Origin of the sequence: Streptomyces sp. HPF1205 (assembly GCF_020400825.1) — a bacterium.
Taxonomy (GTDB): Bacteria; Actinomycetota; Actinomycetes; order Streptomycetales; family Streptomycetaceae; genus Actinacidiphila.
In genome coordinates, this window is sequence record NZ_JAINVH010000009.1 from 39,423 (window position 1) to 62,151 (window position 22,729).

Consider the following 22,729-nt stretch of genomic DNA (forward strand, 5'->3'; position numbering starts at 1 on the left):
AACCCGGCCGCGGTTCCCGGCGGAGAAAGCCGGCGCAATCTACGCGATCGCGCGGGATGCGCTCGGCGGCGGATACGGGAACGCGGCCAAAAACCCTCCCGTCACCCGTTCACCCGCTCCCGACCGGGGGATGTGGTGGCCCCTGGCGGCAGCGCACAGTCGTTTCCATGCGGGAATCGACGAAAGCCGAAAGCGGCGCGGCGGTGCAGGCGGTCGAGGCTGTGCGGGGGGCGGGAGCGGTGGACATGGTGGACGCGGCGGACGCGGTGGACGCGGCGGACGCGGTCGAGGCGGTCCCCGGCGACCGCGGCGCGGGCATCGCGATCCTGGGCGCCGGAACAGCCGGTCTGGTGGCGGCGTGGGAACTGGAGTCGCTGGGCCACCGGGTGGTCGTCCTGGAGGGCAGCGAGCGGATCGGGGGCCGGGTCTACACCCACCGCTTCGGCACCGGCGAGGGCGCCCCCCACGCGGAACTCGGCGCCATGCGCATCCCCTCCGGCCACGAGCTGACCATGCGGTACATCGACAGGCTCGGCCTGCGCCCGGCGCTGCGCCCGTTCCGCACGATCCTCAGCGACGAGAACAACTACCTGACCACCGAGAGCGGTTACGTCCGCGTCAAGGACGCCTCCGGTCCCCTCCTGGCGGATCTGCGGCGCCGGCTGCCGACGGCGTCGTACGCGCCCGCCACCATGCTGCTCGGCGCCTGGCTGGGCGCGGTGGTGCGGGCGATGGGCCCGGCCGAGCTGCGCGACAACCTGACCGCGGACCTGGCCTCGCTGCTGCCGCCGGCCGACCGCGTCGACCTGACTCCTTACGTCCACGGTCCCGCGGCGGACCGGATCGATCTCGGGGCCGTCTTCCGGGCACACCCCGAACTGCGGATGGGATGCGGCCCGCGCCTCTACAGCTTCCTCGACGACCTCCTGCTGGAGACCGGCACCGGCCTGATGTGCCTCAGCGGTGGCATGAGCCGGCTCACCGAGCGCCTCGCCGACCGCGTCCGCGGGCCGATCCTGCGCCGCCGGGAGGTGGTCGCGCTGCACACCCGCGACGGCGGCGTCGGCCTCACGCTGCGGCACAGCGGGCGCCGCCTGTCCGCGCGGTACCCGGCCGCGCTGTGCACGCTGCCGTTCTCGGTGCTGCGCCACATGGCGATGACCGGCGTCGACGACGACAAGCGCGAGGTGATCAGCAGCGTGGAGTACGGGGCCGCGACGAAGGTGGCGCTGCACTGCCGGGAGGCGTTCTGGGAACGTGACGGCATCACCGGGGGAGGGTCGGCGACCGGCGGCCGCACCCGGCAGACGTACTACCCGCCGCGCGAGGGCGACCCGGCCCTGGGCGCGGTCCTGCTCGGCTCGTACGCGATCGCCGAGGACGCCGACCTGCTCGGCCGCATTCCCGCGCAGGCCAGGCACGAGGCCGTCATCGGCGAACTCGCCCGGCTGTACCCGGAGCTCGGCGAGCCGGGCACCGTCCTGGGCGCGGCCAGCATGGCCTGGGCCGGCCACCGGTGGAGCAACGGGTGCACCTCGCGGCGCTGGCGCCACGGCAAGGACGCCGAGGGCCGCGCCGAGGAGATGCGGCGCGCCGCCCGTCCCCAAGGGCGGCTGTTCTTCGCCGGCGAGCACTGCTCCTCCACCCCGGCGTGGATCAACGGCGCCATCGAGTCGGCGCTGGCCGCCGTGACGGCCGTCGACGCGGCGCTCAGGGGGTCCGGGTGAGCGTCTTCGACACCCCGCGCCTGCACTTCGCCGGGACCGCGGTCACCCGCCTCCCCACGGGTCCGCGCTGCGGTCTTTACGACCTCGCCCGCAACAAGGCGCTGACCGCCGACGGCCTTCCCTTCCCGGCGGACCGCCCGGCCCGGGAGTACCACGAGCACCTCGGCGGTCTCGGCGAGCGCTTCGACGCGGCCGGCAAGGCGACCGCGGACGGCCCGTTCAGCACGGTCAAGGGCTGGAACTTCGGGGGCAACGGCCACTTCTGGATCGACGCGGCGATCACCGGCTGGGAACGGACCCCGGGCGAGGCCGCCACGGGTGACCCGGTGGTCGGCCGCCGCGTCGACATGTGGGGCCACTACAACGACTACCTGGGGACCACCGCCAACCGCGCCCGCGTGTTCGACGTCGACCCGGCGTCCGAGTGGACCACCACCGTGATGGTCGGCCACTTCTGCTTCGGCAGGCAGGGCCGCTCGCACGACGTCGGCTACATGGCGTCGGGCACCGTCACCGGACTCCAGCCGCCGCGCTGGCAGAACTCGCGGTACGTCCTCGACGCCGGCGACCACCCGCTGGCGGCCCGCTTCTCCCGCTCCGTGGTCCACCAGTTCGCGGTGGAGGCCGATCAGGGACTGGAGTGGTTCGGCGGGACGGAGGTGTCCGAGGCCGCGCGGCTGCTGCGCGCGCGGCTCGCGGGGGACGGCTTCGGTGGCCTCGTCGTCCGCTTCGCCTTCGGCAACATGGCCACGCCGCAGGCCAACGACGCCCCCGACGTCTGGCAGGTCCGCGGCACGATCGCACCGTGGCGCCGCGACGAGGAGCGGACCTGCCCGGCCGGGCGGCTGCTCAGCGCCCGCGGGCCGCGCAGCCTCGGCCTGGACACCGCGTTCCACAACGCGGCGGTGGCCGTGACCGCCGGACACACCACCTTCGACCTGATCACCGCCGTGCCTGTCCTCCACCGGAGCGCCGAGCCCGGTCCCGGGCCGCTGCACCGGCTCGGCCCGCGCCTGGACGCCGGGGAACTCCAGTTGCGCACCCGCGACTCGGGGCGCGTGGTCGCCCGGGTCCCCCGGGAGGCGTACCTCGGGGACACCGATGCGACCGGCGGGCTCGTCACCGTCGCCACGTGCCCCGGCTTCACCGGGCCCGCGGACCACGCGGAGCCGCTGGTGCTCGTGGGAGCCGTACCGGGCCGCCCGCCCCAAGTGCTGCTGACCGAGGAGGAGACGGTGGTGCGCGTCGACGGGAGCGCGCTGTTCCTGGAGGACTCCACCGCCCGCACCGGCGAGAACAGCACCGCGGAAGTGGCGGTGCGCAGCTACCGCCTCGGCCGCCCCGCCCCGGTGTCGGGCCTTCGCGTCCTGCAGTTCTTCAACCCCCGGGCGCTGCCCGGCGACCCGCGGCTTACTGGCGGCGGCGCGCGGTGCGGCGACGTCCGGATCGTGGACGTCCGCCCCGGCGGCGCGGGGGAGGCGGACGGCGGCTGGGCGCCGTCCTGCGCCCTCACGACCGACGCGGACGGGCGGGGCCGGCTGGCCGTCCGCTGCGCCGCCGCGGGCACCACCCGGCTGCTGTTCCTACCGGAAGGCGACCGGCCGCCGTGCGACCCGGCCGAGACGGGCTCGGCCGCCCGCGCGTACGACAACGACGACCGCCTCGGGTACTGGCCCGCCATGGCCACCGTGGACGTGCGGGCCCTGCCCGACACCGGCCACCTCGACGACATCCCCCGCGACCAAGTGGACTTCGAGGTCCTCTACCAGGAGGTGTTCGCCCCGTACGAACTGCTCTACTCGTTCATGCGCGAGGGCGTCTTCAGCCTGGCCGACCGGTCCCTGGTGGCCACGTACGGGCGGCTGACCTGGCAGATGTGCGATCCCCGCAACAGGGACAGGACGTACGCCATGCCGCCCTCCCGCGACCTGACCGCGCCGCAGGCGAGACTGCTGCTGGCCTACGTACGGCAGGCCGAGGCGGGTCGCCGCCCCCCGCCCCTGACCGTCCGCCGCCGCCCGCGCGAGGGCGCCATCACCACCCGCTCCCAGCTCTACGAGGGCCTGCGCGAGGCCGCGGGCGTGGAACTCGCCGGCATGATGCAGTACTTGTACGCCGCCTGGTCGATCCCGCCGCACGCGGCGGGCCGGGAGCTGGTCGGGCGCGGCGAGTGGACCGGTGAGCAGCTGCGCCTCGCGTGCGGCGAGGGCGCGCACGGACGCGACGACGGAATGCGCGGGGCCCTGCTGGGCGTGGCCCGGGAGGAGATGATGCACTTCCTGGTGATCAACAACATCATCACCGCCATGGGGCTCCCCTTCCACCTGCCGCGGATCGACTTCGGCACCGTCAACCAGCGGCTGCGCGTACCGGTGGACCTGTGCCTGGAAGGGTTCGGCCTGGGCAGCGTGCAGCGGTTCATCGCCCTGGAGCGCCCCCGGTCGCACACCCCGGATCTCGCCGACGACCCCGCGCCCGGTCCGCCCGGCGGCGGCCCGTACCGCTACCAGTCGCTGAGCGACCTCTACGCGGCGATCCGCGACGGCATCCGCACGGTGCCCGACCTGTTCCTGGTCGAGCGGGGACGAGGCGGCGGCGAGCACCACCTGTTCATGCGCGAGTCGGTCAACCGGGTGCACCCGGACTACGAGTTGGAGGTGGACGACGTCTCCAGCGCCCTGTTCGCGATCGACTTCGTCACCGAACACGGCGAAGGGGGCGTGCTGAGGACCGTGGAGCACGACGAGCCCTCGCACTACGACACCTTCCTGCGGATGTCGGACCTGCTGATGGCCGAGCACCTGAAGCGGCCGGGCCGGCGGCGGCCCGGCTGGACACCCGCCTACCCGGTGCTGCGCAACCCCTCCCTGCACTCGGGGAACCCCGCCCGCGAGGAGGTGACGGATCCGCGGGCGCGAGCGGCCCTGGTGGTGTTCAACCGCTCCTACTTCGTCATGAACCAGCTCCTGATCCAGCACTTCGGCGGCGCGGCCGACACCAGCCTGCGCCGCTCCCCCCTGATGAACACGGCGATCGACCTCATGACCGGCGTCATGCGGCCCGTCGCCGAGCACCTGGTGACCCTTCCGTCCGGACAACCGGGGCGAACGGCGGGGCCGTCGTTCGAACTCGAGGAGGTGCCCGGCTTCATCGCCCGCCCGGACGTCGCGACCCGCTCCATCGGCATGCGCTTCGCGCACCTGGCCGTCCAGGCCGCCGACCTGCCCGGCCTCCCCCCGCACGTACCGGAACTCCTGCGCCTGTACGCCGACCGCTTCCGCGCGGGCGGGCCGAGCGGCGGGTGACACCGTTTCGGCCCAAGTGCCGCATAAACAGCTTATTGACAGTGAACATCCCGCTACCCGACGATTGGGGCGACTGGTCGGCACTGTGAGTAGCGAGGGGTCACAGTATGTCATCGTCGCGTCGAGTGCCCGCCGCGGCAGCGGCAGTTCACCCGCCGTGGGGCCGGGAACGGCAGTGGGCACAGGTGCTCGCCCTCCTGGCGGCTGCCGCGTCCGGGTCGCGGCAAGGAGGCGTCCTCCTCGTCGAAGGCCCTCCCGGCGCGGGCCGCAGCAGGCTGCTGACCGACGCGACGGCCCACGCGGCGCGGTCAGGTTTCTGGGCGGTGTACGCGGCGGCCGACGAGGTACGCCGGGCAGTTCCCCTGGCGCCGCTCTCGGCGGCCCTGGGCGGCGGCAGCGCCCACGCCCCACCGGCCGGCGAAGGCGGCACGGCGGGCCCCGCCGGGCCGATCGACGCCAGGCCGATGGACGCCGGGCCGATCGGCACCGGGCCGATCGACACCGGGCCGATCGACCGGTTCCGCGTCCGGCTGGACAGACGGCTGCGGTCCGGCCCGGTGGCCGTCGTACTGGACGACCTGCACTGGGCCGACCCGCTCACCCTGGCGGCCCTGCACAGCCTGGTGACCAGGTTCGCCGCCCGGCCGGTGGTGTGGATCCTCGCCCGGTGCCAGGACAGGGGCGGGCCAACGGTCGACCGGCTCTTCGCGGTGCTGCGCGAGGGCGCGGGCGCCGAGTACGCGCTCCTGGAGCCGCTTCCCGGAGCCGCGGTGGCGCGGCTGGCCGCCGAGCGGCTGGGCGCCCACCCCTCCCACGAACTGCTCGGCTGCCTGGAAGCGGCCGACGGCAACCCGGCGGCGCTCGTCGCACTGCTCGACGGCCTCGCCGAGGAGGACCGGTTGCGCACCGCCGACGGCCAGGCGCGGTTGACCGTACCCGCCGGGCGGGCCGGCACCGGGGAGCCGGCCGTATCCGCCGGGCGGGCCGAGACAGGGGAGTCGGCCGTACCCGCCGACCGGGCCGAGACAGGGGAAGGGGCCGGTGACGCGCCCGCCCCGCCACGCCGGTTCAGCACGCTGGTGCGTCACCGCACGAAGACGTTCTCGCCCGCCGCGCGGCTGCTGCTCGACGTGGCCGCCGTGCTGGGGCGGCAGTTCCGGCCCGACGACGTGTCGCACATACTGGGCGAGACGGCCGCCGCCACGCTCCCCGCACTCCAGGAGGCGCTGGAGTCGCGGATCGTGGTCGCCACGCACGACACCATCGCCTTCCGGCACGAGCTCGTCAGGCAGGCGCTGCTCGCGACACTTCCCCGCCCCCTGCGCGGCGCCCTGCACCGCCAGGCGGCGGAGATGCTCCTCGGCCGGGACGGCGACGTGCTGCGGGCCGCGGCGCACCTCGCGCGCGGCGCGCGCCCCGGCGACAGCCAGGCGGCCGAGGTCCTGCACGCCGCGGCCGGCGCCGTCCGCGCGGCCGACCCGCGCGCCGCGGCCGAACTGGCCCTGCGCGCACTGGAGATCAGCGGCCCGGGCGCAGCCGCGCGGCCCCGGCTGCTGCGCACCGTGGTGGACACGCTCACCCGCGTCGGCCCCCTGCCGCGCGCGGTGGCGCTGGCCCGCGAGGCGCTGAACACCCCCTTGCCCCCGGACCAGGCCGCGGACTTGAAGTGCGGGCTCTCCTCCGCCCTGCTGCTGTCGGGGCGCGCCGCGGAAGCGGCCGCGGCCTGCGACGACGCCGAGAGCGACGGGAGGGCCCGGGAGGAGGCCGCCCGCAACAGGCTCTACGCCCTCACCGCGCTCGACGTGCCGGCCGCCCTGCACGAGGCGCGGCGGGCGACCGGGCCCCCGCACGGCGTCCGCGCGGGCGAGCCCGCCGTCCTCGCCCTGGCCCTGTGGCGCTCGGGCCGGCTCGGTGACGCGCTGCGCGTCGCCCGTACGGCGGTCGACAGCCCCCAGGACGGCTCGGCCGGCCCCCGGCACATCCCACCGCGCCTGATCCTGGCCGCCATGCTCACACGTATGCGGCGCACCGGTGAGGCAGCGGCCGCCGTCCGGCTGCTCGCCGCCGACATCGAAGCCGACGGCCAGGCGGTTCTGCGCGCGGCCCCCGTCATCCTCGGCGCCTCCATCGCCCTGGCACAGGGCGCCCTCGACGCGGCGACGGCGAAGGCCACCGCCGGACTGGCCGAGGCGCGGCAGGCCGGGATGCCGCTGTTCTCCCCGCTCGGCCACCACGTCCTGGCCGAGGTGGGGCTGCGCCGCGGCGACCTCACCATGGCGGAGGACCACGTCGGGCGACTGGCGGAATCGGCGGAGCGGACGTACGCGCAGGGCGACGAGGCCCGCGCGCTCGCGGCGTTCGGCGCTTGGACGGCCGCACAGCTCGCCGCCGCACGTGGCGACCGCGCGGCCCTGGACGACGCGCTGCGCACGGTCCACCGGGACCCGCGCGCCCTGCGCCGCCTTCTCGCCGGCGAACCGGCCGCCGCCGCCTGGCTGGTGCGCGTGGCGATCGCCGCCGGCGAACCGGAGCGGGCCGCGCCGGCCGTACGGCTGGCGGTGCGCCTCGCCGCCGACAACGCCGACGTGCCGACACTGGTGGCGGCCGCGGCGCACGCCCGCGGCCTGTTCGAGCGCGACCCGGCCGCGCTGCGGCACGCGGTGGAGCAACACCAGGACGCGTGGGCCCTCGCCTCCGCCGCCGAAGATCTCGGGAGCGTCCTGGCGGCCGACCGGGACGCCGCCGTTGAGGCGTTCGACCGGGCGATGGCGGGCTACGCCCGGCTGGGCGCCGAACGGGACGAGGCCCGCGTGCGGCGCAGGCTGCGGCGCCTCGGAGTGCGGCGGCGCCACTGGACGCACGCGGACCGGCCCCCGTTCGGCTGGGCGAGCCTGACCGACACCGAACGCAGAGTCGCGGAACTGGTGGCCCAGGGACTGACCAACCGCCAGGTGGCCGCGCGGATGTTCCTGTCACCGCACACCGTCGGCTTCCACCTGCGGCAGATCTTCCGCAAACTGCGGATCAACTCCCGCGTCGGCCTGGCCCGGGCCCACCACGAGAACGACACCTCCCTCCGGCCCGACGCCGCCCCCCGCCCCGCACGCCCCGCCCCGCCCGCCGTATGACGCTCGGGCCCCGCACGGCCCGCCCCGCTCACCGCGGGACGCGATGTGCCGACGAAGGGCCCCGAGATCCCGCCCTGCATGCCGCCGCAGGGGCGTCGAGGGGACGCGCTCGGCGAGGTCGTCGTACCCGTCCTGGGGGCCGTGGCCGACCGTCACACACAGGTGCAGCGCCTCGCTGGGTTTCCGGGCCGCGGAATCCGTGCCCTGACCCGCGGCCGACGCGCCTTCGTGTCGTTCGTCGGCCTTCGGCGGCTCAGCTCGTCGGGGTCTCGCGCTCCTCCACGCGCGAGAGGACAGCCTCGGCCAAGAGGCGGAACTCCCGGAAGCAGGTCTGGACGTATTTCTGCGTACTTCCCAAGGCTCCGTCCGCCGGCCTGAGATCGAACATGGGCTTCCGGGCATCGTGGGCCAGCGGCATGAGGCTCCGGTAGTTCCGCAACGTCGCGATCTCGTACGTGCGGTCGCTGGACGAAGCCGTCTCCTGGCCCAGTACGGCCGTACCGAAGACCCACGGAATGCGCTCCAGCCAGCGGGCATAGGCCTTCACGGGGCGATCGAGGCGCATCTCCGGCTGCATGATCACGTAGCCGAGAGGTCGCATCACGGCTCTGGGCGCGGGGATGTTGCCCGGCACGCGCGGCAGGATGAGCTGCTGCCAGTCCCGACGCCAGTTCCGAAGTGTCGGGCCGAGGTTGCGCAGCCCCTTGAGGGAGAAGAGGTCGGCGGCCAGCGGCATGAGCACGGCGTCCGCGGCGAGCAACGACGCGCGGTTGATCGCCCCGAGGTTGGGTCCGATGTCGATGAGGACGATGTCCGCGTCCACCTCCCCGGCGGCGCCCTGGATGACGCGGTGGAAGGCGGTTGTCGTACGGATGGCCGCGAGGTCTCCGGCGTAGGTCTTGAACCACTCGTTGGAGAGTTTGTCCTCGAACCGGCTGAGTTCGAGGCTGCCCGGGAGCAGCCAGAGACCGGGCGCCACGGCGGCGGGGTGGACGGGCCGGATGTCTCCGGTGCCCTCCAGGATCGGGCGGACGGCGTCGGCGATGGTCTGGCCCGGGCCGACTCGTCCGGTGGCAGGCAGCGCGCGGTGTGCGACCCCCTGCTCGATGAGTTCGGAGGAGTCCTCCCACAGTTCTTCGAGTTCGGTTTCGTCGAGACACATGGCCGTGAGATTCGACTGGGGGTCGAGGTCCACTGCCAGCACTCGAAGGCCGAGCCGCTGGAACATGTGAGCGAGGTGGTACGCCAGGGTGGTCTTCCCGACCCCGCCCTTGTTGTTGAAGAGAGCGATGGATGTCATGTCGCCGCCCGCAGGGTGACGGACCACGAGGATTCGTCGACCTGGAACTCGGGTGGGGGGTTTCCGTTGCGTTTGAGCGCGGCCCGGACCCGGCCGATACCCCGGCCGAACCGGTTGACGTAGCCGAGTGACTTCATGGCGGCGGCCAGGGACGGGTTCCGGTAGTCGTTGACCCGGTCGAAGTTGTCGCTTCGCACCTGCCCGTACGGCCCGCCCGGGTTGGTGACCTCGATCCTGTCGTCGAACCAGGCGATGCGGGTCGGCGCGTAGGAGGTTTCGTAATTGCGGTGCATCAGTGCGTTCATGCACACCTCCCGCAGCGCTTCGAAGGGATATTCGGGATGCTGTTCCTCACGGAACCCCTTCTCGACCAGCCGGGTCCGCAGATGCCCGCGGAGGACGGGTTCGAGGCGCGCTGCCGTGTCGACGATGTTCTGCCGCAGCTCCTGATCGTCGGCGACCGGTGCGTCCAGGTCGGCGCCCTGATAGCGAACGAACTGCACGTACGCCCCCGGGACGAATGCGCTGGGGTCGAAACCCGCGACCAGGAGACCGAGAACGGTCGGAACGGGGTGGTCCATGGAACGTGTCAGGTGAAGCGAGGCCAATTGCTGGGACAGCGGCCGCCCGTTCTCCTCGATGACGTCCGGGTCGACCACGGACGGCAGGTAGGTGCTGCGGAAGACCTCCAGGTCCAGGTCCTCAAGGGTGCTCGCAGGCACCAGCCGGGTGTCGTAGGGGCCGTCCGCCGCGCGCCTGCGTTCGGTCAGTACCCGTTCGTCGTCGCGCGTCGCCCGTCGCGTCGTGGGGCCTGGACGCACCCAGACCACGCCCTCGAATCGCACAGGTGGCGTTCCCGATGCCTCCACGCGGATGTGCACCACCGGTTTGCCCTGGTAAACGGCCGCTTGGACGGTAAACGAGGGGCGGTCGAGGATCCGGCCGTCGTCCCGGAGGTCGGTCAGTGCGAGGAGCGCCTGGTCGCTGGTGTCGGCACCTTCGACAGGCTCGCCCTTGTCGTCGACCCCGACGAGGATGTCACCGCCCCCACGTCCCGCGAGGTCGTTGGCCATGGCGCACACCGCGTTGCCGATCGCGTCACCGCGCTTGCCGGCGCGCTTCGCCGTGCTCTTGAACTCGAGCCACGGCGTCTCGCGGGTCCCCAGGGATTGGGCCAGGTCTTGGGTGCTCACGGTGCTCATTCTTCATCATGGCTCGTCGTCGGCACCGACATCCTTCTTGTGCGACGCGGTCGCCGCAGACCTTGCGCATGCCGGTGGCCCGGCGTTCGGCGTTCCCGCTCGCGCCGGCGCTCGACGGCCCGGGCGACGTAGCGGCTGAAGCTCCGCCCCTTCGGAGGAGATCGAGCGCAGCGTAACCGGACCGGGTGACGGCCGCTGCTCCGGTCACCGTGCGTGCGCGCCATTGGCTAGCCTTGGTGCGCCGAAAGGGGTACGGGGACGGCCCCGAAGGTGCAGCGCGAGCGACTTCCGGGAGTGGGTGCGATGGCGAGGGCGTTTGCGTCGGCGGAGGTGGACGAGAACACCTCCGCCGGGGCCGCGGCCGGTCGACCGCCCGCGCCCGGGCCGGGCTCCCTGGACCGGAACCGGCTGCTCGCCCTGCTGCCGGAGGTGGCATCCGGCGAGGCGGTGTTCCTGCCGGCGGATCCGCCCCGGCTGGGGCGGATCGCCTTCTGGAGGCCCGGCGGCGGGCCCCCGGATCTCGGCGTGGGAACGGAAGAGGTGACGGTGGTCCGCCCGCACGGGTCGACCGTGCGCAGGGCCAGAGTGCCGGCCGCGGTGCTGCCGGTGGAGCAGGCACTGCCGCTGCTGACCCGCTGCCGTGCGCTGGGCGCCGACGGCAGCGGGCGGGCGTCGGCCGCGACGGCGTTCTGGGGTGCGGCAGCCACACTGGCGCTGAGCCTGCTGGCCCGCGGCCAGGTGCTGCCCGGGGTGTCGGCCGATGGCTTCGACGCCTGGCGGATCGGGCCCTACGACGCCCAGGACCTCGAACGGCTGCGCGCGCTCGCGGCCGCCATGCCGCCGCAAGCTCGCGCCGTTCCGATTCCCGGTGTCTCCCCGCTCACGCTTCCACCGGCCGAGCCGCTGCTGCGGGCGTTCCTGGACGCGGTCGCCGACTCGCTGACCCGTACGCCCGCCTCTCGCCACCTGACCGGCGGGCCCGCCTTCGCGGACCGTGCGCCGCAGGCGGTGCCCGAGCAGCGGGCCTGGGCGGCCGAGGTCGCCGCCGGCCGTGACGCGGGGCTCCAGGTGTCGTTGCGGCTGGAGATGCCGATGCCGATGCCGGGCACGGACGAGGCCGGCGGACCGTGGGCCGCCGAGGAGGCCGGAGCGGCCGAAGAGGCCCGCCACGGCTCCTTCCGGGCCGTCGTCCAGCTGCGCAGCCTGGCCGATCCGACGGTGCTCGCCGACGCCGCGGACCTGTGGGCCGGATCGGCCGCCGCGCCCGAGGTGTTCGGCCCGCGGGCCCGCGTGGACACGTTGCTGACCCTGCGCCGCGCCGCACGGGTGTGGCCGCCCGCGGCGCGACTGCTGGAGGCGGCTGTTCCGGCCGGCCTGGACCTGTCGGACGACGAGGCCCTGGCGCTGCTGGGCGATGCGGCGGAGGCTCTCGCCGGTGCAGGGGTGGCCGTGCACTGGCCGAAGGAGCTGGTACGCGGGCTGACCGCGTCCGGCGTCCTGGAACCGGCCCGCAGGAGCACGACGTCCTCGGCCGCGTCCTTCCTGTCATCGGGCGGCTTGCTGGACTTCCGCTGGCGCGTCGCGCTCGGGGACCAGGAACTGACCGACGAGGAGCTGGAGCGTCTGGTCCGGGCCCACCAGCCGGTGGTGCGGTTGCGCGACCAGTGGGTGGTCGTCGACCCGGAGCTGGTGCGCCGCCTGCGGCGGTCGGCCTCGTCCCAGGCGCCCTCGCTGACCGCGATGGACGCCCTGGGGGCCGCGCTGACCGGCAGCGTCGAGGTGGACGGCGAACGTGTCGCGGTCACCGCGAGCGGTGTGCTGGAGGAGCTGCGTGCCCGGATCGCGGACCCCGAGGCCCGCGCCGCACGCGAACCGCGGGAACAGCCGAAGGCACTCGCGGCGACCCTGCGCGACTACCAGCTGCGCGGCCTGAACTGGCTGCACCGGATGACGTCGCTCGGTCTGGGCGGCTGCCTCGCGGACGACATGGGCCTGGGCAAGACCGTGACGCTGATCGCCCTCCACCTGCGCCGGCAGGAGCGGAAGGCCACCGCCGGCCCGACACTGGTGGTCTGCCCGGCATCCCTGCTCGGCAACTGGGAGCGCGAGATCCGCCGTTTCGCACCGGCCACGCCCGTCCATCGCTTCCACGGCCCCGGCCGTGACCTCTCGGCGGCGGCGTGCGACGGCTTCGTGCTGACCACCTACGGGACGATGCGCCGCGACGCCGTACGCCTGGGGGCGCAGCCTTGGGGGCTGCTCGTCGCCGACGAGGCCCAGCACGTGAAGAACCCGCATGCGCACACCGCGAAGGCGCTGCGCACGATCCCCTCGCGCGGTCGCGTCGCGCTGACCGGCACCCCGGTGGAGAACAACCTCTCCGAGCTGTGGGCGCTGCTCGACTGGACCACCCCCGGGCTCCTGGGCACGCTGTCCGGCTTCCGGGACCGCTACGCCAAGGCCGTCGAGGGCGACCGCGACGAGCAGGCGGCCCGCCACCTCGCCGCACTGGTCCGCCCGTTCCTGCTCAGGCGGCGCAAGTCCGACCCGGGCATCGCCCCCGAACTGCCGCCCAAGACCGAGACCGACCGGCCGGTGTCGCTGACGAAGGAGCAGGTCTCCCTCTACGAGGCGCTGGTCCGCGAGCTCATGGCGGAGATCGAGGGCTCCGAGGGCATGGCGCGGCGCGGGCTGGTGATGAAGCTCCTGACCGGTCTGAAACAGGTGTGCAACCACCCCGCGCAGTACCTGAAGGAGCCGGACGGTGCGAAGCTGCCGGGACGGTCGGGGAAGCTGGAGCTGCTGGACGAACTCCTGGACACCGTCCTCGCCGAGGAGGGGGCCGCGCTGGTCTTCACCCAGTACGTCTCGATGGGCCGGCTGATCGAGCGCCACCTGGCGGACTGCGGGGTGGAAACCCTGTTCCTGCACGGCGGGACCACGGTGGGACGCCGGGAGGAGATGGTCGACGCCTTCCAGGCCGGGGAGAAGAGAGTCTTCCTGCTGTCCTTGAAGGCGGCCGGGACCGGCCTGAACCTCACCCGCGCCGGACACGTCGTGCACTACGACCGCTGGTGGAACCCGGCTGTGGAGGACCAGGCCACCGACCGCGCCTACCGCATCGGGCAGACGCAGCCCGTCCAGGTGCACAAGCTGATCGCCGAGGGGACGGTGGAGGAGAAGGTCGCCGAGATGCTCCGCCGGAAGCGGGAGCTGGCCGATGCCGTACTCGGTTCGGGCGAGGCGGCGTTCAGCGAGCTGAGCGACGCCGAACTCGCCGAACTGGTCGCTCTGCGCGGGAGGCGGCGATGACGGAGCCGACCGGGCGACGTGTCCCCGCTCGGCAGAAGGCGGCCCGCACCTTCGACGCGCTCCCTCCCGCCAAGGGCAGTCGCGCCCCGTTCGCGCAGTCCTGGTGGGGCCGGGCGTGGCTGGCCGCACTGGAGGAGTCGTCGCTGGACGCCGGCCGCCTGGGACGGGGCCGCACCTATGCGCGGCGCGGCGCGGTCGGACGGGTCACCGTCGACGCGGGATCGGCGACCGCCGTGGTGCGGGGCAGCCGCCCGTCCCCGTACCGCTCCCGGGTCCGGGTGCGGCAGCTCACCGATCGGCAGTGGGACCATCTCCTCGACGTGATCGCCGAACGGGCCGCGCACATCGCCGCGCTCCTTGACGGCGAGATGCCGCCCGGGCTCGCGGACGACGCCGAGGCCGCGGGCGTGACCCTGCTGCCCGGGCCGCGGGACCTCGACCCGGCGTGCGACTGCCCCGACTGGGGCGTCCCCTGCAAGCACGCGGCGGCTCTCTGCTACCAGGTCGCCCGGCTGCTGGACCGGGATCCTTTCGTCCTGCTGCTCCTGCGGGGCCGCGGTGAGCACGAGCTGACGGACGAACTCGCCCGCCGGAACCTCTCCCGCGCCGCGGCCGAGTCCGCCGCGTCACCCGTGAGGGGCCCGCGCGTACCTCCGGCCCGCCCCGGCGAGCCCGCGGCGGCGGCGTTCACCGCCGGGGCCGAACTGCCGCCGCTGCCTGCCGCCCCGCCGGTGCCGGGACGGGCCTCGCGCGGCCCCGCGCTGGCGGGCTCCGGCGCGCCCGGGCCCGGCGTGGACCCGGCCGGGCTCGAACTGCTCGCCGCCGACGCCGCGGTGCGCGCCCACCACCTGCTCGCGGCAGCCATGGACGTTCACCGGCACGCCGCCACCGTGCCGCCCGCCCCGCTCACCGAGTGGCAGGACGCCGTCCGCCTCGCCGCGACCCACCCCACGATGGAGGTCTTCACCCGTATCGCGGCGAACTGCGGCCGTGCCCCCACCGAACTCGCCGCCGCCACCCGTGCCTGGCGCCACGGCGGAGTCGCGGCCCTCGACGTGCTGGAGACCGACTGGGTCCCGCCCGCCGGCCACATGGAACGCGCCCGCGAGGCCCTGCGCGCGGACTGGTCCGACGGCACACCGCCCCGGCTGCGCGCCTGGCGCAACCGCTGGACCGTCAAGGGCCGCGGCGCCCAACTCCGGCTCGGCCGGGACGGGCTGTGGTACCCGTACGTCAAGGAGCGGGGCGCGTGGTGGCCGGCCGGCCCACCGGACACCGACCCCGCCATTGTCCTGGCCGCGCTTCTTCAGAGGTGACACGCGCGTCACCCCTCACCGCTCCCGCACGGGCACGAAGTCCCCGCACGACAGGATGTCGCCGCCCACTCCGGCGGCAGCCGGGCCCGTCATCGGCGGTCAGCGACAGCACCGGCGCGATGGCCGTGAGCTGCGGGGCGGACAGCGCCCCGTCGACACCCGGTTCGGCTCGCAGCGCCTCCCGCGTGTCGGCTCGTCGAGCCGGCCCCGACAAGAGTTGCGGAATGGATAGTATCGTTTTCGATACTATCTTCCGTGCCAGGGAATGAAGCACTCCAGCTGGCGGGGACGTGCCGTCGAACCACTGGTCCGGGAGTCCCTCGCCCGGATCCTGCCGGACGGCGGACTGCCCGCCGCCCCCGCGGTCGGCGGCTACTGGACGCGCAGCAACGACGTCGAGATCGACCTGGTGGGTGCGGACCGGCAGCCCGTGGCGAAGCAGCTGCTGTTCCTGGGCTCGGTCAAGTGGCTTGAGAAAGCCCCGTTCGACGCCCACGATCTGGCTGCCCTGCACAAGCACAGGGCGTCACTCACCGATGAACCGATCCCTCTTGTCGCCGTCTCCCGCAGCGGCGTCACCTGCTCGGGCCTTCAGGCGGCTTTCGGGCCGGAGGAACTCCTCAGAGCGTGGCGCGCCCGATGATCCGACGGCCGTGCCGGGTGGTCCACCCGCGCGGTCGGTCAGCCGTCCGTCCCTTGCGAGGTGCTCTCAGCGCAGGTCGTCCACCAGCAGGTCGAGCGCGGCCTCTTCGTGCAGGGCGATGCCCAGGGCGGCCATGGCCGGTGCGAGGGCGGAATCCCAATCGGCCTCGGCGGGCCGGCCCGACAGCGGAAGCTGCGGGGTGCCCCGGGCCTGGGCACGGGCGGCGAGCCGTTCGTAATCCTCGGCGTGGAAGCGCCAGGGCGCGGCGTCGTAGCGGCGCATGACGCGGTTGGCCAGGGTGGTGCCGGGCCGGTCGAAGCCGACCCCGGCACGCTCGACAAACTCGGCTTGCACCGCAGGGGCCTCTTGTGGCGGTTCCTCCGGACTGACGAGGCTGGGCACCACCACTGGCACGGGTGGCCGCTTCGAACGAAATCTTGTCGCTTCCTGGGCGGTGCGACTGCGGCAGACAGGCCCCCGTCACAGGTGGGGAATCGGCCGGCACATTGACGCGCAGGCGACACTCCACCCGGTCGGACCGAGGCCGTCACCAGCAGCGTGCCGGCGCTGCGCGGTCCGTCGGCACGTCGTAGGCGCCGGGCGCGGTGCGCAGGTGGTCGAGCTCCCGCAGGACCGCCGCCACGTCGTCCCGCCATCCGCGCAGTTCGGCGGGGGTCGGAGGAAGGACCGAACCGTGGTAGTGGCATACCAGGCTGAGGCGGTGCCAGGTGGCGGCGTAGCGTCCCGCCAGGGCGGACCCGGCGTGCTGGGCCAGCCATGCGGTCTTGGTGCGGGCGCTGCAGCGTACAAGCGCCGGGCGGCGGGCTCGCAGGTAGGCGTCCAGCCGGTCGTCCAGCGCACGCCGCAGGAGGAAGGCGGCGGCGCGGGTGTGCACCGTGCGGGCGGGCGCGGCCGCCCCGGCAACCGCGGACGTATCGGCGGGACCGGACGCCCTGCCGCCACCGCCACCGGCGCCCGGACCCGCACCGCCCCCCGCACCGCGCCCCGCACCGGCCGCACCGCCACCCCCACCGGCGCCCAGGAGTGCGTCGACCGTCGAGAGCCGCTCCGCGGGGGTCACAGCCGCCTCAACCCCTTCGCCACCCGCGCGGTCCGGTCGATCCGGGCCGACGGGTCGCTGACGTCGACCGCCGCATGGGAGCCCCGGTTGCACCAGCCGATGACCTGGGACGTCTCCGCCCCGAGCCGCCGGGTGAGTTCGGCGTGGACCACGCCGTCGGCGCGCCGCTCGCCGAACAGCGCCAGCGAGGCGAGCTGCACGAGCTTCCCGCCCCTGCCGCGCAGCTCCTCGATCTCCGCCGCCTTCCACGACGGCGTACCCGGGTCGAACACCCGCCGCATGACGACCTCATGGAGCGCGGCCTCCAGCGCGATACGGCACAGCCCGGGCAGGACCTCGGCAAGGACTTCCGGCGTACCGGCGAGGTCCTTGGCGACCTCGCGTGCCTCGGCCAGTGCGAGCTTGACCGGATCGTCCGCGGTCCGCACGGACACCTGCGAGTGGTCCTGCCGGCTGATCTCCAGGACCGTCGCCGGGATGCGGTGGTAGCGCAGGGCGTCGGGAAGCCTGGTGTCGTGGGAGAAGACCACGACCTGCCGGGTCTCCGCCACGAGTGCCAGCACCCGGGCGAGTCCTTCGACCTTGCGCGGGTCCATCGACTGCACGGGGTCGTCGATGACGACGAACCCGAACGGGCTTTCCGGTGCCGTCGCGCGAGGCAGGAACAGCGCCAGCGCCAGCGAGAACAGCTCACCCTGGCTGACCACGCTCAGGGCGGGAGCGCCGGCGTCGTCGACGGTGACGTCGAGTTCGAGGCTGCGCCCGTTGTAGCCCTCGGAGCCCTTCAGCTCGATGCTGCTGAGCGACACGCTGCTCTCGGGGCACAGGTGCCGCCAGACCATCGTCGCGGTCTCCGCGACGCCCCGCATCCGCGCTTCCCGCAGTTCCGCCTGCACGCCCTTCAGCCACTCGCGCGCCTTCTTCACCGCCGCGACGAGCGGCTTGGCCGCGGCGGCCTCGTCGTGGTCCCGCAGCCAGCCGGCGAGTCGCGGCACGACACGCAGCCACTGCTCGTCGTGCGCGGCCAGCTCCCGCTCCGCCTGCTCGCGCACCTGATGGCAGGCGTCCGCAAGGGCTGCGGCGGTCTTCTCCGCGGACGAGGCGAGAACGTCGTCCTCGATGATCTCCCGGCACGCCGTCCACGCGTCCCAGACCGGGCGCATCGCGTCCGGGAGCCAGGAGGGCGGACCCGCGATCAGCGCGAGCAAGTGCTGCCGGGCGGAACGCAGTTCGCGCACGGCCGTCTCGGCCTCCGCGGCATCCGCCCGCAGGAGGTCGATCTGCTCGGCGGCCCGGACCGCCCAAGCGTCGTCGAGGCGGGCCTCGCCGCAGACGGGGCAGGCGGGATCGCCGCGGTGCCGCTGGTGGTGCCGGAGCGCCCTGTCCAGCAGGTCGGCGCGGGCGCGCGCGTCACCGGCGTCGGTGAGGCGGGCGTCCGCGGCGTCGGCCGCCGCGATCCGCAGCCGCTCCGCCGCGCGGGCGACATCGTCGACGCGGGGTCCTTCCAGCCCGGCCAGGCGCCGCAGCCGGATCGGCTCCGCCGCGTCGGCGGACCCGGCGCCCGCGAGCAGGGCCCGTACCCGCTCGGGGTCGACGGGCCTGGCCAGCGCGGCGAGTGCCGTCCGCGCCCGCGGGTCGTCGGTCTCCGCCAGGGCCGCGAGGAGACTGTCCAGTCCGGCCTTGGCCCGCTTCTCGGGCTCGGCGAGCTCCTTCTCCCGGTCGGCGAGGCGCTGCCGGGCGTCGGAGAGCTGCCCGAGGCCGAGGATCGTGGCGAGGGCGTCGTACATCCGGACCGGCTTGGCGGTCAGCATCTGGCCGAGTTCGCTGTACGACAGGATCGGGCGGTACGTACGCAGCGCCTCGTCCCAGCCGAGAGCCGACGCCGGTACGGGACCGGGGCCGGGCCCGGGGCCGAGGCCCTCGGCGACGGCCTGCGAGTCGGTGAACGCGTCCCCCGTCCACGTCCTGGTGATCGTGACCGGAGAGCTCCGGCCGGGCACCAGCACGTCCAGGTCGATCCGCGGGTCCCGCGGGTGGTGCAGGTTGCGCCAGCCGCGCTGCTGGAGGGGGTGCGCGGGCTTGCCGTCGTCGCCGAGCCAGCGGCGGTTGGCACCGGTGAGGGCCACCTCGATGGCCTCGGCGAAGCTGGACTTGCCGCTGCCGTTGCGTCCGGTGATGACGGTCAGGCCCGGCCCGGGCGGGAGTTCGACGGTGCGGGACGGGCCGATGCCGCGGAAGCCCCGCACGGTGACGGAGCCCAGCACGGCCCCCTTCCCGAGGGAGGCGGCGGGCGAGCCCGTGCCGGTGCCCGGGGCGGCCAGCGAGTCGGCGACCAGGGACCGCACGGTGTCGTTCAGCCCCGAAGCGTCCAGTCGCCGGGTGACCTCCACGAGGAGGCCGCCGGCGGCGCCGTCCTCGTCCGTACGGGTCTGCTCGGCGGCGCCGTCCTCGGCCGTACGGGCCTGCTCCGCGGCTCCGGCGCCGGCCGCGTTCTGTGCCGGGTCGGCCATGGTCAGGCCACCTTCTTCCAGGTCTGGCAGCCCTGGGTCTTGAAGACCTCGCCCATGCGGACGGTGACGCGGCCGCTGCCGCTGAGGTTGTCGTTGGCGATGATCGAGTCGAACTCGCCGCTGGAGTCCTTGTCCCGCTCCCAGTAGCAGCCGAAGTCCGCGGGCCCGGCGGTCCTGTAGGTGCCGGCGGCGATGTCCTCGCCGACCAGGTACTCGCCGTCCCCGTCGAAGGACGTGGGCGGGCCGGGCTTCGCGGTCGGCTTCGGCTTTACGGCCGGCTTCGTGGTCGCCGGCTTCGGGGCCTCGGTCGTCGGAGCCTGGGTCGTCGGGGTTTCGGTCGTCGGGGTTCCGGTGCTGGGGGCGGCCGTGGGCGCCGGCGACGGCGCGGTGGCGGCGGGAGCCGTGGCCGCGGGACTGGTCGTGGTGGAGGCCGCGGCCTTCTTCCCGTCGTCCGCCGAGCCTCCGCTCTGGCCGATGCCGACGCCGATGACGAGCGCCACGAGGGCGACGGCGCCGTGCGTCAGCACGGGACGCCGCTTCTTCGGGGCGATGGGGGAGGGGACCCCCGGACCCTGCGGGCGCGGGGCGGCCGGCGGGCCGGAGGGCGTCGCCCAGGTCGGGCCGGAACGGGGAGCGGGGGGCGGGGTCGGGCCGTCGGTCATCGTGCCGGCTCCTTCGCGAGCGGTGATCGGTGGTCAGTGGTCGGCGGTGGTGGCGCTCACCGAGGAGCGCGGGAGATCCGGGCAGGCGCGAACGCCGCGTGCGGCGAGTCGATTCGAGAAACCTGCCGGGCGGGGCAATCGGACCCTGGGGTCGACTGCAAGCGGGACCAGGTAAGCATGACAGTGAAAGCACTGTCAATCACTATCGGGGCTAGCGGTGATGGTGTACGGTGTGACCACAGCACGTGACCCCGAACGTCAGGAAGGCCCATGCCGAAGCCCTCCGCGCAGGTGACCGCCGCCGAGATCTCCCGGCTGGCCGGGGTGACGCGCGCCACCGTGAGCAACTGGCGTCGCAGGCACCCCGACTTCCCGGCCCCGAGCGGCGGTACGGACGCCAGCCCGCTGTACGACCTGCGGACCGTCCGCACCTGGCTGGCGGCGCGCGGCCACGGGGCCGCCGCCTCGCCGGCCGAGGAGTTGCGGTCCGCCCTGCGCCTGGCGCCGGGCGGCAGCGCGACCCGCCTCCTCCCCTTCGTCCTCGCCGCCGCCCGCGGCGGGAAGGACGACCTCACCGACCTCGCCGCGCTTTCGGACGCCGACCTCGCCGCCCGCGCCCGCGGGTCCGTCGCCGCGCTGGGCGACTCCGTCCCCGCCTCGGACGGCATCGCCTACAAGGCCGCCGACGCCGGTCTGCTGCGCGGCGTCGTGCACTGCGTACGCGACGAAGGCGGCCAGAGCGCCCTCGATGTCCTCGCCGAACGCGAACTGGAGGACAGCGCCGCGACCGGGGCCTACCGGACCCCCCTGCCCCTGGCCGACCTCATGGCCCGCCTTGCCGCGCCGGCCGCGAAGCCGTACCCGGCGCGGGTGCTCGACCCCGCCTGCGGCAGCGGCTCGCTGCTCGCGGCTGCCGCCCGCCTCGGAGCTCGGCACCTCTACGGCCAGGACGTCCTCCCGGTCCAGGCCCAGCGCAGCGCCGTGCGGCTGCTGCTGACGGCGCCGGACGCCGAGGTGGTCATGCGGAGCGGCGACAGCCTGCGGGCCGACGCGTTCCCGGACGTGGCGGTGGACGCCGTGCTGTGCAATCCGCCCTATGCCGACCGCGACTGGGGCCACGACACTCTCGCCTACGACCCCCGCTGGGCGTACGGTGTGCCGCCCCGGGGCGAGTCCGAACTCGCCTGGAACCAGCACGTCCTGTCCCACCTCGGCTCCGGCGGCCTCGCGGTCATGCTGCTGCCCCCCGCCACCGCGGCCCGCCCCGCGGGCCGGCGCGTCCGCGCCGAACTCCTGCGCGCCGGCGCCCTGCGCGCCGTGATCGCGCTGCCGCCCGGCGCCTCGGCCCCGCTGCACATCGGGCTGCACCTGTGGGTCCTGCAGCGCCCGGAGCCGGGCGGCCCCGACCACGCCCGGGTGCTGTTCGTCGACACCGCGGACAGCGCGGCAACCGAGCAGCGCGGGCGGGACGACCGGGAGGGCGGGACCGTCGCGCAAGCCCCCCGGCCGTCCCTCGACTGGGACGCGCTGACCTCGAACGTCCTGCGGCACTGGCAGGCGTTCGACGCCGACCCCGAACGGTTCGACGGTGAACCCGGCACAGCGCGGGCGGTGCCGGTCCTCGAACTGCTCGACGACCTCACCGACATCACCCCGGCCCGCCATGTACGGACCACTCCGGGAGCCGTCGACCCGGACGAGGTCGCGCACCAAGCCGACGACCTTCACGAACAGTTGACGGACAGCGTCACGGCACTCGGCGCAGGGACGGCCGCCGTCAGCACATGGCGGTCCGCGGGAGCGGCCTCCCGTTCCTGGCGCACGGCCACCGTCGCCGACCTCGCCCGCGGCGGTGCGCTCACCGTGCACCGGACGGCACGTGCCGCCGGGCAGGACGCGGAGGTCCCGGCGGACCACGCCGGGCGTGCCGTCCTCACCGCACGCGATGTCGCCGCCGGCACCCGCGCCTCGGGAGCGGCCGACGGCCTCGCCCTCGCGCACGCGGTCGTCATCGAGGAGGGCGACGTCCTCCTGCCCGCCGTCGGCAGACGGCCCGTGACGGCCCGTGTCGCCGACGCGCAGGACGAGGGCGCGCTCCTCGGCCCCAACGTCCACCTCTTCCGGCCCGACGCGGAACGCCTCGACCCCTGGTTCCTCGCCGGTTTCCTGGCCGCGAAGGACAACGTCAGCAGCGCCACCGTCGGCAGCACCGCCGTCCAGATCCAGGCCCAGCGGCTACGGCTCCCCCTCCTGCCACTGGCCGACCAGCGGCGGTACGGCGAGGCGTTCCGCCGCCTGCACCAGCTCGGCGCCGCCACCCGGCGGGCCGCCGACCTCGCGGGCCGGACCACCGACCTGCTCACCACGGGCCTCACCAGCGGGGCCCTGCTGCCCGCCGACAGCGATTGACACCGCCTGACACCGCCTGACACCGCCGATACCGCCCGGAACCGGCCGGGAGCAGAACTGCTCCCGGACCGACGCGAATCCCGCACGATTCCGCGGATTGCGCGCCGGCGCCCGCCCGATGTCGGCGACATCGA

12 protein-coding genes and 1 pseudogene are annotated in these 22,729 nt (G+C 74.5%); 7 read left to right on the plus strand and 6 right to left on the minus strand.

The annotated features are described in order from the left end of the window. The first annotated feature begins 167 nt into the window (after positions 1-167). The 3 genes from K7G61_RS12515 to K7G61_RS12525 all read left to right on the plus strand — a co-directional run bounded on the left by K7G61_RS12515 (position 168) and on the right by K7G61_RS12525 (position 8,160). On the plus strand, positions 168-1,727 hold the full coding sequence (locus tag K7G61_RS12515; protein WP_225846842.1) for an NAD(P)/FAD-dependent oxidoreductase: 1,560 nt from the start codon (positions 168-170) through the stop codon (positions 1,725-1,727). Further along, a complete protein-coding gene (locus tag K7G61_RS12520) occupies positions 1,724-5,032 on the plus strand; it encodes a ferritin-like domain-containing protein (RefSeq protein WP_225846843.1) in 3,309 nt (1,102 codons plus the stop codon). Before K7G61_RS12515 ends, K7G61_RS12520 begins: the two co-directional genes overlap by 4 nt. A 107-nt stretch (positions 5,033-5,139) precedes the next feature. Beyond that, positions 5,140-8,160: an AAA family ATPase gene (locus tag K7G61_RS12525; protein WP_225846844.1), complete on the plus strand. Its 3,021-nt coding sequence runs from the start codon at positions 5,140-5,142 to the stop codon at positions 8,158-8,160. Positions 8,161-8,413: 253 nt separating this feature from the next. Here K7G61_RS12525 and K7G61_RS12530 read toward each other — a convergent pair whose 3' ends face one another. Both K7G61_RS12530 and K7G61_RS12535 read right to left on the minus strand, forming a co-directional pair. Continuing rightward, positions 8,414-9,460, minus strand: coding sequence for a ParA family protein (locus tag K7G61_RS12530; protein WP_225846845.1), 1,047 nt, complete (start codon positions 9,458-9,460; stop codon positions 8,414-8,416). Further along, positions 9,457-10,662 (minus strand): ATP-binding protein, encoded by a 1,206-nt coding sequence (locus K7G61_RS12535; RefSeq protein ID WP_225846846.1) that lies wholly within the window; start codon positions 10,660-10,662, stop codon positions 9,457-9,459. The genes K7G61_RS12530 and K7G61_RS12535 overlap by 4 nt, the downstream gene beginning before the upstream one ends. Positions 10,663-10,965: 303 nt before the next feature. Between K7G61_RS12535 and K7G61_RS12540 the strand changes: the two genes are divergently transcribed. The 3 genes and pseudogenes from K7G61_RS12540 to K7G61_RS12550 all read left to right on the plus strand — a co-directional run. Beyond that, the gene (locus tag K7G61_RS12540; protein WP_225846847.1) at positions 10,966-13,974 is read left to right on the plus strand and encodes a DEAD/DEAH box helicase; all 3,009 of its coding nucleotides are present in this window, start codon (positions 10,966-10,968) and stop codon (positions 13,972-13,974) included. Beyond that, entirely contained in the window at positions 13,971-15,290 is a 1,320-nt protein-coding gene (locus K7G61_RS12545; protein ID WP_225846848.1) for an SWIM zinc finger family protein, read from the plus strand. The genes K7G61_RS12540 and K7G61_RS12545 overlap by 4 nt, the downstream gene beginning before the upstream one ends. A 274-nt stretch (positions 15,291-15,564) precedes the next feature. Further along, positions 15,565-15,933: pseudogene (locus K7G61_RS12550) on the plus strand (DUF234 domain-containing protein); the annotation flags it as partial. A 66-nt stretch (positions 15,934-15,999) separates the two neighbouring features. Here K7G61_RS12550 and K7G61_RS12555 read toward each other — a convergent pair. The 4 genes from K7G61_RS12555 to K7G61_RS12570 form a co-directional block, all read right to left on the minus strand. Further along, the gene (locus tag K7G61_RS12555; protein ID WP_225846849.1) at positions 16,000-16,287 is read right to left on the minus strand and encodes a DUF2399 domain-containing protein; all 288 of its coding nucleotides are present in this window, start codon (positions 16,285-16,287) and stop codon (positions 16,000-16,002) included. A 193-nt stretch (positions 16,288-16,480) separates the two neighbouring features. Further along, the gene (locus tag K7G61_RS12560; RefSeq protein WP_225846850.1) at positions 16,481-16,828 is read right to left on the minus strand and encodes a hypothetical protein; all 348 of its coding nucleotides are present in this window, start codon (positions 16,826-16,828) and stop codon (positions 16,481-16,483) included. Between the two features lie 182 nt (positions 16,829-17,010). Continuing rightward, the gene (locus K7G61_RS12565) at positions 17,011-19,524 is read right to left on the minus strand and encodes an AAA family ATPase (RefSeq protein ID WP_225846851.1); all 2,514 of its coding nucleotides are present in this window, start codon (positions 19,522-19,524) and stop codon (positions 17,011-17,013) included. A gap of 2 nt (positions 19,525-19,526) precedes the next feature. After that, on the minus strand, positions 19,527-20,186 hold the full coding sequence (locus K7G61_RS12570; protein WP_225846852.1) for a hypothetical protein: 660 nt from the start codon (positions 20,184-20,186) through the stop codon (positions 19,527-19,529). 270 nt (positions 20,187-20,456) lie between these two features. On the opposite strand from K7G61_RS12570, the gene K7G61_RS12575 reads away from it, so the two are divergent. After that, positions 20,457-22,595 (plus strand): N-6 DNA methylase, encoded by a 2,139-nt coding sequence (locus K7G61_RS12575; protein ID WP_225846853.1) that lies wholly within the window; start codon positions 20,457-20,459, stop codon positions 22,593-22,595. The last annotated feature ends 134 nt before the right edge of the window (positions 22,596-22,729 follow it).

Excerpts from the sequence above, each read along its gene's own strand:
- K7G61_RS12570 (WP_225846852.1), bottom strand. The coding sequence starts at position 20,186 with ATGACCGACGGCCCGACCCCGCCCCCCGCTCCCCGTTCCGGCCCGACC.
- K7G61_RS12515 (WP_225846842.1), top strand. The coding sequence starts at position 168 with ATGCGGGAATCGACGAAAGCCGAAAGCGGCGCGGCGGTGCAGGCGGTC.
- K7G61_RS12540 (WP_225846847.1), top strand. The coding sequence starts at position 10,966 with ATGGCGAGGGCGTTTGCGTCGGCGGAGGTGGACGAGAACACCTCCGCC.
- K7G61_RS12575 (WP_225846853.1), top strand. The coding sequence starts at position 20,457 with ATGCCGAAGCCCTCCGCGCAGGTGACCGCCGCCGAGATCTCCCGGCTG.
- K7G61_RS12545 (WP_225846848.1), top strand. The coding sequence starts at position 13,971 with ATGACGGAGCCGACCGGGCGACGTGTCCCCGCTCGGCAGAAGGCGGCC.
- K7G61_RS12530 (WP_225846845.1), bottom strand. The coding sequence starts at position 9,460 with ATGACATCCATCGCTCTCTTCAACAACAAGGGCGGGGTCGGGAAGACC.
- K7G61_RS12525 (WP_225846844.1), top strand. The coding sequence starts at position 5,140 with ATGTCATCGTCGCGTCGAGTGCCCGCCGCGGCAGCGGCAGTTCACCCG.
- K7G61_RS12535 (WP_225846846.1), bottom strand. The coding sequence starts at position 10,662 with ATGAGCACCGTGAGCACCCAAGACCTGGCCCAATCCCTGGGGACCCGC.
- K7G61_RS12565 (WP_225846851.1), bottom strand. The coding sequence starts at position 19,524 with ATGGCCGACCCGGCACAGAACGCGGCCGGCGCCGGAGCCGCGGAGCAG.